Below are 12921 nucleotides of genomic sequence, written 5' to 3' on the forward strand. Positions count from 1 at the left end.
TTGCAAACCTGCGTTGCTTACGGTCGGTGCCCTGATGCTTAGACGTCAGAAAACTTGCCGATCCGTTACCGACAAAGCATAAGAAGACCGTAATGTTAAATCAATTATCCGGCAGGAGAGTGGCTTTGGACTATAACAAGATGGCAACGGTGTTTCGTGAGCTGGCGCTAGAGGCTGGTGACAAGATCATGGAGATTTATGACGCCGACGATTTCGAGGTCCGCTCCAAATCTGATGATAGCCCTGTCACCGCCGCGGACGAAGCTGCGGATGCGTTGATTTCTGCCGGTTTGCGTGCGGCATTCCCCGATGTCTTGCTGGTCACTGAGGAACAAGCAGCGACACATGCGGAAAACGCCGCAAACTTTATAATTGTTGACCCGTTGGATGGAACCAAAGAGTTCATCAAGCGGCGCGGCGACTTCACCGTAAATATCGCATATGTGGAGAACGGCACTCCAATTCGCGGAGTTGTATATGCTCCGGCAAAAGGGCGGATGTTTTATACGGACGCAGACGGGAAAACAGTAGAAGAGGCGGGCCCATTTGATCGTGCTAAACAGGGTCTAACAAGACCTATTCGCGTTAAATCACCTGACAATAGCTCGTTGGTTGTAGTTGCTTCCAAGTCGCATCGGGACGAAGCCACAGACGACTATATTTCCAAATACAAAACCACCGATATGACGGGTGCAGGATCGTCGTTGAAGTTCTGTCTCGTGGCGGCTGGAGAAGCGGATCTTTATCCGCGCTTAGGTCGGACAATGGAATGGGATACAGCCGCCGGACACGCGGTCTTGAATGGCGCTGGCGGTGCGGTTGTTCGCTTCGACGATCACTCCCCGCTTACATACGGGAAGCCAATCTACGAGAACCCATTCTTTATCGCATACGCTCCGGGCGTAGAATTGAAGCCCGCCTGATGTCGGTCACGATTGTCATCCCCGCCCGTTACGCTTCGACCCGATATCCGGGCAAACCACTCGTCACACTCAAAGGTGCCACCGGCGAAGCGCGGAGCTTGATCGAGCGGTCCTGGGCCGCCGCGAAGTTGGTATCGGGTGTTGATCGGGTCGTCGTGGCGACCGACGATGATCGCATAAAGGAGGCATCGGAGAAGTTCGGCGCTGAGGTGGTTATGACCTCTTCCGATTGCTTCAATGGTACTGAGCGGTGTGCAGACGCTTTGCCAGCGTTGGGTGATGAGCCAGAGATCGTAGTCAACCTTCAGGGTGATGCGCCACTTACCCCTGCTTGGTTCGTCGAAGATCTGATTGCCGGCCTTCGTGCGGCTCCAGACGCGGCCTGCGCGACACCGGTTCTACGGTGTGATGGGTGGGCATTGAACGGGTTTCTCGAAGATCGCAGGAACGGCCGCGTTGGCGGTACAACTGCAGTTTTTGCACAGGATATGTCGGCGCTTTATTTTTCCAAGGAAGTTATCCCCTTTACGTCGAATACATACTCTAACAATGCTGAAACACCCGTTTTCCACCATGTTGGTGTTTATGCTTATCGCCCCGACGCTCTGCGCGCGTATGCCACCTGGCCTGTGGGCCCGCTGGAGAAACTCGAAGGCTTAGAGCAGCTGCGGTTTCTAGAGAATAGCCGCAAGGTTTTGTGCGTCGAGGTCGAAGCGCGCGGGCGTCAGTTTTGGGAGTTGAACAATCCTGAAGACGTCCCACGGCTGGAGGCGATGCTGTCGGAGATGGGCCATCCATGACATCCCTATCGGTCAGTGTGGTTATTGTCAGCCGCCATCGACCGGATGAACTACGTCGCTGCATTAAGGCTTTGGAGTTTCAAACATTCCGCGACGTCGAAATTGTGGTGGTTGTTGATGGCGATACCGCGACCAACCTGCATGAACTTGTTCCGCTTGATCGCGTCAAAGCCGCAACATGCGACGAAGCCAATATATCACGAGCTCGCAACATTGGGATTGGCCTCGCGGCAGGTGACTTGGTTGCGTTCATTGATGATGATGCAATCGCGGAGCCGACATGGCTTGAGCGCCTGATCGAGCCATTTTCAGATCCTAATGTTGGGGCTTCTGGTGGATTCGTCCGCGGGCGAAATGGCATCAGCTTTCAGTGGCGTGCGGAGGTGATCAGCGTGGACGGGGTGTCTAGCCCAATAGATATTGGCGAGGTCACCGTTTTGAAAGCCGATCCAAACAAGGGAATAAAGACGCAAGGCACCAATTGTGCGTTCCGGCGTGCAGCCTTGTATAAGCTCAATGGCTTCGACGAGAATTATCGGTTCTATCTTGACGAAAGCGATTTGAACCTGCGTGTCGGTCAGGCCGGATGGTTAACCGCGGTAGTGCCAAACGCAGAAGTTCAGCACGGGTTTGCTGCATCATATTTGCGAGGTAAAGACAGGCGCCCAAAATCGTTGTTCGAGGTTGGGGCGAGTCAGGCCTATTTCATAAAGAAGTTCGGTGGAATGAAGGCCGCTCTTCTGGCATTTCGAAAACAACAATGGGTGAGGTTGGAGTCCGTGCTTGTCAAAGGGACGTTGGAACCTAGAGACCTGCGTCGCCTTAGAACAGAACTCGATGCGGGGATCGCCGACGGGCAAGGTCGCGATCCACTCGTGGGTAGAGTTCGGCCTGCTCAAACGCCATTAAAGCCTTTCTCAATCCATAAGCCTGAAAGTCATAAATTCATCGCTGGCCGTTGGTTGTTCCGTCGACGGGTTTACGCTGAGGCCAAGAGGCTTGCAGAGAATGGAGTCCCCTGCACGGCAATCATCCTGAGTCCGACAGCAGTCTTTCACCGTCGCTGGTTTCATGAAGATGGGTTTTGGGTCCAGTCAGGGGGAATATTCGGCAAGTCTACCCGTTCGGATTCGCTTTGGTCTTGGTACAGTTTCGCCAAGCGGATTCGCAGAGAGCAGGCGTCGCTCCAAAAAACGCGTTAATCTGAGCGGAAACTGGCCTGAAAGTGGCGTTAGTCATACTCGAAGACCGATATGGCCACAGTTTTGCCAGAGTGACTGTTGATTGTGTGGCGAACCGCTCAGGAAATGAGTAAAGTTGTTAAGTGAATGAGGCATATTGAATGAAGCGTAGAGTTACGAAAGCGGTCTTTCCCGTCGCCGGGCTAGGAACGAGATTCCTTCCCGCGACGAAGTCGATTCCAAAAGAGATTATGACTTTGGTTGATAGGCCCCTCATTCAGTACGCCATCGACGAAGCGCGTGCTGCGGGAATTAAGGAATTCATCTTTGTCACGTCCCGCGGGAAAGGTGCGCTTGAGGATTACTTTGACCACGCGCCTGAGCTGGAAACATCTCTGCGCAAGAAGGGAAAGAAAGATCTTCTTGCGACCCTTAAGAACACGAATATGGACAGTGGCGCTATCGCGTATATTCGCCAGCATAAGGCGTTGGGCTTGGGGCACGCGGTGTGGTGTGCACGCCGGTTGATTGGCAATGAGCCCTTTGCTGTTATTTTACCTGATGACGTCATTGCGGCGGAAAAACCATGTCTGCAACAAATGGTCGAAGCTTACAGTGAGACTGGTGGTTGCATGGTGGCCGCTATGGAGGTTCCTCCGGAGAAGGCTTCGGCTTACGGCGTCTTGGACGTGAAAGAAGACATGGGATCCATGGTTTCCGTTCGCGGCATGGTAGAGAAGCCAAGTATCGATGAAGCGCCGTCCAACCTTGCTGTAATTGGCCGCTATATTTTAACGCCACAAGTGCTCAAAAACCTCAACCAGATCAAGCAGGGTGCTGGCGGCGAAATTCAACTGACAGATGCTATTGCTCAAGAAATTGAAGCTGATCGCGAAGTCTACGGTTATCGTTTCCGAGGCCAGCGTTTTGACTGCGGTTCCAAGGCGGGGTACTTGCAAGCAACGGTAGCCTTCGGACTTGCCCGCGAAGAGCTTCGTGACGAACTTGCAAGCTACCTGGATGAGATGAAAGCAGTCCGCAAAGCGGCTCAATAACTAGAGGACTGATTTATGGCGAATGTGCTGGTTACAGGCGGTGCGGGCTATATTGGCTCACACGCATGTAAGGTTCTGGCCGCTGCCGGTTTCACACCGGTCACTTTCGACAATCTATGTACTGGGTGGCAGGATGCCGTGAAGTTCGGGCCCTTTGCGCAAGGTGATTTACTTGATCGTGGCCGACTGGATGAGGTGTTTGCCGAATACGCGCCTGTTGCTGTGGTGCATTTTGCAGCGCTTAGCCAAGTGGGGGAATCGACGACGAACCCCGGTCTGTATTGGCGCAACAATGTCGGTGGATCACTCAACTTGATCGAAGCAGCCACCGCTGCCGGGTGCCTCAATTTCGTGTTTTCATCGACTTGCGCCACCTATGGCGATCAGGACGGCGTTACACTTACAGAAGATACCGAGCAGCACCCGATCAATGCGTATGGCGCGTCGAAACGGGCGGTCGAAGACATCTTGCGAAATTTTCAGGAAAGCCACGGGCTACGGTCTGTCATTTTCCGGTATTTCAATGTCGCTGGAGCAGATCCTGATGGCGACGTCGGCGAGTTTCATCAACCTGAAACTCATTTGATTCCGTTGATGCTGGATGCGATTGACGGCAAGCGAGATGCTTTGACGGTTTATGGTACCGACTATGACACGCCTGACGGGACCTGCATCCGAGACTACGTCCATGTTATGGATCTGGTGGCCGCACATGTTAAAGGCATTGAGTGGCTGTTAGATGGCCGCGATCCTAGGGTGTTTAACCTTGGGACTGGCAGCGGCTTTTCTGTTCGTGAGGTTATTGATCATAGTCGTGCAGTGACCAACAAAGAGGTGCCCATTGTCGAAGGGGCGCGTCGTGCTGGCGATTGCACCAAGCTGGTGTCTGGAAGTGATCGCGCGGTATCAGAGCTTGGTTGGACACCTGAGCGCTCAACCCTGGAGGCGATGATCACCGATGCATGGCGCTGGCACCAATCCGGGCACTACGAAAAATAGACCCTACTCAGTTGTTCTAGACATTACCCGACTTGTGTCACGGGTGGGTCGAGGCCCGTTGACTGGTGTTGACCGTGTCGAAATGGCCTATCTGAACTGGTGCTTGAGTGATCGCAGTGAGCCGGTCTACGGGCTTGCGCGAATCGCTGGCGGATATGTCGTTCTGGATCGTGCTGGGATGTCCACATTCAGAGCAAAGTTGCGTGGCGAAGTTCCTTGGGGAAAACCAGATTTCCGTGCTCGGCTCGGAGTGAAGACATCAAAGGAGCGAGGTGCTGCTGAGTCCGATTTGCGACGTCTCGCTATTGCCCGTTCAAGTAAGGCATCCTTGCCGGATATCCCTTTGACGCAAGGTGTCTATCTGAACACCGGTCACTCGAATCTGAGTGCGACGAGCCTGTCAGGTATCAAAAGAACTGGTCTAAAAATCGCTACGCTGGTGCATGACATGATCCCGCTGGACTGGCCCCAATTTCAACGTGACGGAACGGTTCGGCGGTTTGAAGAAAAGATGCGGGCTGCTGCTGCCTACAGTGACCTGATCATCGCGAATTCTGATGGCACGCGAGGCCGGATAGAACACTATTTTGGCCACTGGGGCGCAGATCCGTTTCAGGTAACTTCGCATCTTGGCGTCGATATATTCAATGAGGCGCGGCCGCTTTCTGGCAATAACAGACCCTATTTTGTGACGACTGGTACGATAGAGCCACGCAAAAACCACAGCCTATTATTAGACGTCTGGGACAGCTTTGAAGCAGAGATACGACCTGATCAAATCCCCGTTCTTCACATCGTTGGCCAGCGCGGCTGGAAAAATGAAGATGTCTTTCAGCGACTGGACTCTTTGCAAGGAAAGAGTTGGCTGTATGAACATAATGACATGGATGACGCTGCGCTAAAGCACCTACTAGCAGGGTCTCATGGTTTGCTTTTGCCGTCGTTTGCAGAAGGATATGGCCTGCCTTCCATGGAGGCCGCACAGATGGGTATTCCAGTGATATGTGGCGAACTTGCCATTCACCACGAGGTGTTAGGTGACTACCCCGTTTACGCAGACCTGCAAGACATATACCTTTGGAAAAAAAGAATACTTGAGCAGGCAAAGCAGAGGCAGAAAGACCTCGTCTACGCAAATTTGGCCAAGAAACCCAAAATTCCGACTTGGTCGGAGCATTTTGATGCCGTTAACGCGGCGGTGGCGAAGCTATTCTAACCAGCGTGGTCAGGGGTGACATAAAATGGGTCTCCTGAAATCATATCGGCTTCGCCTAGAGCGGAAACGGTGGCGCATGCGGGCAGTCCGCAAGCGACGGCAACTTGCGCCGGTGAAGAATCGAACTGACCAGATTGCAAAGTCGGACATCATTGTGTTTTGCACGCTGCGTAACGAAGTTGTTCGTCTGCCCTATTTCCTCAAATACTACCGCGAGCTTGGGGTTGATCACTTTGTGTTTGTCGACAACGGTTCGGATGACGGAACGACCGACTATCTTTCCGCACAGCCTGACGTATCGGTTTTTGGAACTCACCATAGCTACAAGCGATCCCGATTTGGTGTCGATTGGATAAACTGGTTGTTGCGGAAATACGGACATCAGCACTGGTGTCTGGTGCTGGATGTTGACGAATTCCTTGTCTATCCGTTCAGTGATACGCGCCCGATCAAAGCGCTGACTGACTGGCTTGATGCATCGTCGGTCAAATCGTTCGGAACGATGCTTCTGGATATGTATCCAAAGGGGCCGATAGACTCCGTTAAATATGAAGCTGGCAATGATCCGTTCGAGCATGTCCATTGGTTCGACAGCGGTAACTACACAATCCAGAAGAACGAAAGATACGGAAACCTCTGGATACAAGGCGGACCTCGCGCACGCGCATTCTTTGCCGACAAACCTGAACGCGCCCCGGCGTTGAACAAGGTTCCGCTGGTGCGTTGGGATCGGAGTTACGCTTATGTTAGTTCGTCCCATATGCTTCTGCCGCGGGGCCTCAATCTTGTTTATGATGAGTGGGGTGGCGAGAAGACATCTGGCTGTCTTCTTCACGCAAAGTTTCTCGATACCTTCACGTCAAAGTCTGAAGAGGAGCTGAAGCGCAAAGAGCATTTCGCCAATAGCCATGAGTATAAGGCGTATCATAGCGGCCTGGTTGAGGACCCGGATTTGTGGTGCAAATGGTCTGAGAAGTATATCAACTGGCGTCAGCTAGAGATTCTGGGCCTGATGTCCAAGGGGAATTGGGCATGAGTGTTGGGTTTGTCATGTTGGTGCACGACGCACTGGATCGTGCTGCGCAGGTCGCGCGGCATTGGTCCGAGCATGGCAAGCCGATTGTTATCCATGTCGACAAACGCGTCGACGGGCCGGCTTTTGAATACTTCAAAGGTAAGCTTGCTGATCTGGACAATGTCAGATTTTCGGAACGCCACGCTTGCGAGTGGGGCAATTGGTCGATCGTTGCGGCCACCCAATCTGCTTGTGAATTGATGCTGGATGCGTTCACCGAAGTACGTCACGTCTATTTGTCCAGTGGATCGTGCATGCCGCTGCGACCGGTAGAGGAAATACAGACTTATCTGGATGAGCGCCCTCGTACCGACTTTATCGAGTCTGTAACGACTGATGAGGTGGACTGGACCGTGGGTGGGCTAGATCAGGAGCGGTTTACTCTGCGTTTCCCGTTCTCATGGAAACGTCAGCGACGTCTGTTTGACCACTATGTTGATCTTCAACGGCGCCTAAAGCTTGCACGCCGCATTCCGGATGGGGTGACGCCCCATCTAGGGTCGCAGTGGTGGTGCCTGACCAGACAGACTTTATCGGCAATTCTGGAAGATCCCCGCCGCGCCGAATTTGATCGCTATTTCAGGCGCGTTTGGATTCCTGATGAGAGCTATTTTCAGACCCTATCACGGCTCTATTCTACTCAAATCGAAAGTCGCTCGCTGACTTTGTCCAAGTTCGACTTTCAAGGAAAACCACATGTTTTCTACGACGATCACCTGCAACTCCTTCGGCGATCGGACTGCTTTGTAGCGCGTAAAATTTGGCCACGCGCAGAGCGTTTGTATCGCGAATTTCTGGTACCGGCGTCTCGGGCATTGGTGATGGCAGAACCCAACCCGCTGAAAATTGACCGGTTGTTTAGCCGTGCAACAGAACGACGGACCCGTGGCCGTGCAGGTCTTTACATGCAGGGGCGCTTTCCCAACGAGGGTTGGGAGAATGGCAAAACTAGCGGTCGTTATTCCGTGTTCGAAGGGTTTACGGACCTGTTCGAAGATTTTGAAGCGTGGATTGCCCGCCGGACCGGCAATCGGGTGCATGGGCACCTGTTCGCTGAAGACCAAGTTCACTTCGCTGGCGGTGATGCAGTTTATAACGGGGCCTTATCCGATAGTGCGCAGCTGCGGGAGTATAGCCCGCAGGCCTTTATGACGAACCTGATCTGGAACACACGAGGGGAGCACCAGTGCTTTCAGTTTGGTCCGGCAGACGACCAAAAAGTTTCGGAATTTCTAGCCACCGACAGAAACGCGCAAATCTCGATAATCTCTGGTGCGTGGGCCATTCCGCTGTTTCATTCAAACCAGAACTTTTCCGACCTGCGGAAAGTCGCGGCGCATCTTCAACGCATTGAAACCGCTCATTTGGACCTGCTTCGCATGGGTAAAACCAAAGCGCGCGTCCGGATCTGGAGCCTTGCGGAGTTTATCGAAAACCCGATGGAAAATTTGCAGGCAATTCTTGATGAAATCGGCGGTATTGGCCAGAGACGCCTCTCTGAGGTGCCCGTTATGGCGGATCTCAGTGGATTTGGACAATTTTTGCAAAACTTGAAAAACCAGGGGATGAGCCCGCATCTGATGGGCGACTTCCCATTGAATCAAGACAGCCCCGAGAAACCCCAGGGTGGCCGCCCCTATTTGGTGAAATAGATCATGAGCAACCAATTCGAGTATTTCGTTGTTTTTGCCGAAATGCGCACCGGGTCCAACTTCCTTGAAGCCAGCCTGAACGAGTTCAGCGACCTTCACTGTTATGGGGAGGCCTATAATCCGCATTTCGTCGGGCATCACAACAAGGATGCGTTGTTCGGTGTCGACATGGCGCAGCGGGAAATTTCACCGCTGTCTTTGATAGAACGGATGAAGGAAAACACCGACGGGTTTCCCGGTTTCCGCTTCTTCAACGACCACGATCCGCGGGTTATGGCGCATGTGCTTGAAGACCCGAGATGCGCCAAAATTATCCTTACGCGAAACCCTTTGGACAGCTATGTCTCTCTCAAGATTGCCGCGCAAACCGGTCAATGGAAGCTGTCGGATATGAAGCAGCGCCGCTCCGCGACTGTTGCATTTGATCGTGATGAATTTCTGACCCATCTGGAGGCCAAGCAAGCGTTTCAGCTGGATATTCTCAAGGGCATGCAGGTGTCTGGTCAAACCGGATTCTATGTTGCCTACGAAGATATCGGCAATGTCGATGTGTTGAACGGAATGGCGCGATTTATCGGCTCAAGCGAACGTATTGGCGCCACGCCTAACTCGGTCAAAAAACAAAACCCAAGCGAGTTGGAAGACAAGGTCACCAATTATGACCAGATGGTTAAAGACCTTGCGAGCATCGACCATTTTGCGCTGTCAAACACGCCAAACTTCGAACCGCGTCGCGGTCCGGGCGTGCCCGGATTCTATCTGGCGGCGGAGGCTCCACTGCTGTTCATCCCGGTCGCGGCATCGCCAAAAGCCTCGGTACTTGGTTGGCTTGCGGCTCTCGATGATGTCGATGCGGAGGACCTTCAAACGAACCTTTCTCAAAAGGCTCTGCGCCAATGGAAGCGGGACAATCCAGGGCATCGGAGCTTTACAGTGATCCGGCACCCCTTGGCGCGGGCGCATCAGGTGTTTTGCGAATACATTGTTCCGAAGCGCGATGATAATTTTTCTGATCCACGAAAAGTCATGCGGAACAAATACGGTGTCGCCGTCCCGAATCAGGGTGAGCTTAGCTCGTATTCGAAAACCGAGCATCGCGCAGCCTTTGCCAACTTCTTGAAGTTCTTGAAGGGCAATTTGGCCGGGCAAACGAGCATCCGCATCGACGCGGTTTGGGCGACACAGTCTGCGTTGTTGCAAGGTGCGGCGGGTGTGGTGCTTCCAGATGCGGTCATCCGTGAAGAAGAGCTATCTGACCGGTTGGTTGCGATGGCTGAATCACTAGGGATTGAGACCGATGCAATTAAGATGGAGCCCGAGATAGGCCCCTTCCGATTGGAAGATATCTATTATGAAGAGTTGGAAAAGCTGGCGATGGCCGCCTACCGCAAGGATTACATAAATTTCGGCTTTGGGCGCTGGGACGAAAGCTAAGCTGCTTTCGATTCCACCGCTTCCGTCAATATCGCGTGAAGAGACGTGGGGTTGGTGTTGGAGCGGAGCTTGGTGCACACGTCGCTATTGCGCATTGTCCGTGACACCAGAGCCAGTGCCTTAAGGTGATCCACACCCGCTGATTCCGGCGCGAAGAGGGCAAAGAACAAGTCAACAGGATGACGGTCAGCCGAGTCAAAGTCCAAAGGGCGTTCCACGCGCAGGAACACTGCAACGACCCGATCAAGGTCCTTTATTCGTGCGTGTGGCAAGGCAACCCCATGGCCCACACCAGTTGGACCAAGGGATTCGCGTTCGAGTAGGGCTGCCAGCGAAATATCTGCCGGAATCCCATGCGCAGCATATGCAATCTCAGAGACCTCCTGAAAGAGGCGCTTCTTACTGGTGACTGCCGAGACAGTCTTCACAGCTGACGGAGTCAGGATTTCCGAGATTTGCATGGTCTGCTCTCTGAACGTGGCCTGCTACGGCTCATTTATCTAGCTGCTTGTGGGGTCAATCCAGCCTATATTGCCATCCTCGCGATGATACACGACGTTGACGTTCTTGTTTCCCTCGTTGCGGAATACGAGCACAGGTGCGCCCGCAATTTCCATCTGCATCACGGCTTCCCCGACCGAGAGCGAAGGGATGTTGGTCTCCATTTCTGCAACGATGATTGGCTGCAGATCTTCGGGCTCTGAGTCGTCCGACCCCCCGCTTGCGGCAAGGATATAGGAGGATGCGCCCGAGAGTTCAACTGGTTGTGATCGATCCTTATGATGGTCCTTGAGGCGACGCTTGTAGCGTCGGAGCTGCTTGTCCATTTTCTCGCCACATAAATCGAAGGCCGCATAGATTTCAGTGCTGTGGCCACGTGCCTGGGTCGTCAGGCCGGTGCTGAGGTGTACAACCGCTTCACAGACATATTCGTGGGCATCCTTTGAGAAGACGATTGTGGCGTCTGTTGGCCGCCCTGCATACTTCTCCAGTATGCTACTAAGTTCAGTTCTGACATGAGTCTGAAGCGCTTCGCCAATGTCAATTTGTTTGCCCGTGATCTGGTACCGCATGGCGTCTCCTTATTGATAAATAGGGGAAATAACCGACCAAAAATCAATACTTATGGCCGGATTTGGATTGAGTGTCTGGTATCGCCCGAGGGTGCGGGACGTGTCCGTTTCGGGGTTTGCGCGAGGCAAGACCAAAGCCTGGGGCTGTCGATCACTCATTGACCCCATTTGGCGACGAGGGAGGGCCATGTGTCAACTAAAGAGATTGGGAAATCGGTTTTTCGGCGTTGAAAAGTTTAGCTAATCCGAAAATTTTGCCCCAGATAGACGCGGCGCACATTCTCGTCTTTGACGACTTCTTCGGTGGTGCCGCTCATCAGGACGTGGCCATCATGTAGAATATAGGCGCGGTCCACGATTTCGAGCGTTTCGCGCACATTATGATCCGTGATCAGCACGCCAATACCCCGTTTTTTAAGGTCAGACACCAATCCGCGAATCTCGCCTACGGCTATCGGATCAACACCTGCGAATGGTTCATCCAACAGCAAATATTTCGGATCAGCGGCCAGACAGCGTGCGATTTCAGCCCGGCGACGTTCGCCACCGGACAGGGACAGGGCAGGTGCACGTCTAAGGTGACCGATAGAGAATTCGTTTAGTAACTCTTCCAGCCGTTCGCGGCGCTTTGTGCGGTTTTTGATGGCGATTTCGAGAATCGCCATGATGTTGTCCTCGACGCTCAGGCCGCGAAAAATGGACATTTCCTGCGGGAGGTATCCAATCCCAAGCTTTGCGCGCCGATACATTGGCAGCAGGGTGACGTCGCGCCCGTCAATCGTGACCGTACCAGCCTCCGGCGTCACAAGCCCCGCGATTGAATAAAAGCAGGTTGTCTTGCCGGAACCGTTCGGACCCAACAGCGCTACAACTTCACCGCGGGCGAGTTCCATTGACACGTCACGGATCACCGGGCGGCGCTTGTAGTTCTTGCGTAGCCCAAGAACTTTCAGCCCGGACGAACCGTCTTGGACGCTAAGGTCAGGCGCATCGGTCATTTGTTACCGCCGGTTTGGAAGATGGTGCGCACACGGCCTTCCATGCGACCGGAGCCGGATGTCAGATCAACGGTCAGCTTTTCTCCAGACAATGCGTTAATGCCCTGAGTGAGGATGACATTTCCTGTCATCACAATTTCCGAGCCGCCGACCGAATAGATCGCCTTGTCCGACTCTGCGGCTTCGGCGCCATTCACCAGAGTGACACTGCCGGTCGCCAGCAATTTGTCGATACGGCCGGTGGCTTGGCCATTCTCGGTTGCATATTGAACCTGCACGTGACCAGCGCTTAAACGCATCTCGCCTTGTCCTGCGACGACGTTTCCGATGAAAACCGCGCTGCCAGTGGCTTGATCCACCGTCAACTCATCAGCGGTAATCTCTACCGGCAGCGATGCATCATGTTTCAGGCCACCAAAGGCGACTGATGCTCCCTGAGCATGGGCTGAACCGGAGATCACGAGGAGGGCAAGCGCCACTGAGGCAGCAAATCTGGAAAAAACAGTCATAGTCAC

13 protein-coding genes are annotated in these 12921 nt (G+C 53.4%); 9 read left to right on the forward strand and 4 right to left on the reverse strand.

Annotated elements, in window-relative coordinates; genetic code table 11:
- Nucleotides 1-140: 140 nt before the first annotated feature.
- The 9 genes from cysQ (at nt 141) to BCF46_RS11600 (ending at nt 10335) form a co-directional block, all read left to right on the forward strand.
- Nucleotides 141-923, forward strand: coding sequence for a 3'(2'),5'-bisphosphate nucleotidase CysQ (gene cysQ / locus BCF46_RS11560; RefSeq protein WP_425454422.1), 783 nt, complete (start codon nt 141-143; stop codon nt 921-923).
- Entirely contained in the window at nt 923-1723 is an 801-nt protein-coding gene (locus BCF46_RS11565) for a 3-deoxy-manno-octulosonate cytidylyltransferase (protein ID WP_121024326.1), read from the forward strand. Before cysQ ends, BCF46_RS11565 begins: the two co-directional genes overlap by 1 nt.
- On the forward strand, nt 1720-2925 hold the full coding sequence (locus BCF46_RS11570; RefSeq protein ID WP_121024328.1) for a glycosyltransferase family 2 protein: 1206 nt from the start codon (nt 1720-1722) through the stop codon (nt 2923-2925). The genes BCF46_RS11565 and BCF46_RS11570 overlap by 4 nt, the downstream gene beginning before the upstream one ends.
- A gap of 140 nt (nt 2926-3065) precedes the next feature.
- Nucleotides 3066-3959, forward strand: a complete 894-nt coding sequence (gene galU, locus BCF46_RS11575; protein ID WP_121024330.1) for a UTP--glucose-1-phosphate uridylyltransferase GalU — start codon at nt 3066-3068, stop codon at nt 3957-3959.
- A 15-nt stretch (nt 3960-3974) separates the two neighbouring features.
- Complete coding sequence (galE, locus tag BCF46_RS11580; RefSeq protein WP_121024332.1) at nt 3975-4958, forward strand: UDP-glucose 4-epimerase GalE; 984 nt, start codon at nt 3975-3977, stop codon at nt 4956-4958.
- Between the two features lie 58 nt (nt 4959-5016).
- Nucleotides 5017-6174: a glycosyltransferase family 4 protein gene (locus BCF46_RS11585; RefSeq protein WP_170157921.1), complete on the forward strand. Its 1158-nt coding sequence runs from the start codon at nt 5017-5019 to the stop codon at nt 6172-6174.
- Between the two features lie 25 nt (nt 6175-6199).
- The gene (locus BCF46_RS11590) at nt 6200-7210 is read left to right on the forward strand and encodes a glycosyltransferase family 2 protein (protein WP_121024336.1); all 1011 of its coding nucleotides are present in this window, start codon (nt 6200-6202) and stop codon (nt 7208-7210) included.
- Nucleotides 7207-8901, forward strand: a complete 1695-nt coding sequence (locus BCF46_RS11595; RefSeq protein ID WP_121024338.1) for a DUF5927 domain-containing protein — start codon at nt 7207-7209, stop codon at nt 8899-8901. Before BCF46_RS11590 ends, BCF46_RS11595 begins: the two co-directional genes overlap by 4 nt.
- A gap of 3 nt (nt 8902-8904) precedes the next feature.
- Nucleotides 8905-10335, forward strand: coding sequence for a nodulation protein NodH (locus BCF46_RS11600; RefSeq protein WP_121024340.1), 1431 nt, complete (start codon nt 8905-8907; stop codon nt 10333-10335).
- Here the strand turns inward: BCF46_RS11600 and BCF46_RS11605 are convergent.
- The 4 genes from BCF46_RS11605 to BCF46_RS11620 form a co-directional block, all read right to left on the reverse strand.
- Nucleotides 10332-10796 (reverse strand): PTS sugar transporter subunit IIA, encoded by a 465-nt coding sequence (locus BCF46_RS11605; RefSeq protein WP_121024341.1) that lies wholly within the window; start codon nt 10794-10796, stop codon nt 10332-10334. The genes BCF46_RS11600 and BCF46_RS11605 overlap by 4 nt on opposite strands.
- Before the next feature lie 39 nt (nt 10797-10835).
- Nucleotides 10836-11408 (reverse strand): ribosome hibernation-promoting factor, HPF/YfiA family, encoded by a 573-nt coding sequence (hpf, locus tag BCF46_RS11610; RefSeq protein WP_121024343.1) that lies wholly within the window; start codon nt 11406-11408, stop codon nt 10836-10838.
- Between the two features lie 236 nt (nt 11409-11644).
- The gene (lptB, locus tag BCF46_RS11615; RefSeq protein WP_121024345.1) at nt 11645-12406 is read right to left on the reverse strand and encodes an LPS export ABC transporter ATP-binding protein; all 762 of its coding nucleotides are present in this window, start codon (nt 12404-12406) and stop codon (nt 11645-11647) included.
- Nucleotides 12403-12915, reverse strand: coding sequence for an LptA/OstA family protein (locus tag BCF46_RS11620; RefSeq protein ID WP_121024347.1), 513 nt, complete (start codon nt 12913-12915; stop codon nt 12403-12405). The genes lptB and BCF46_RS11620 overlap by 4 nt, the downstream gene beginning before the upstream one ends.
- Nucleotides 12916-12921 lie beyond the last annotated feature (6 nt).

Source organism: Litoreibacter meonggei (assembly GCF_003663885.1).
Taxonomy (GTDB): domain Bacteria; phylum Pseudomonadota; class Alphaproteobacteria; order Rhodobacterales; family Rhodobacteraceae; genus Litoreibacter; species Litoreibacter meonggei.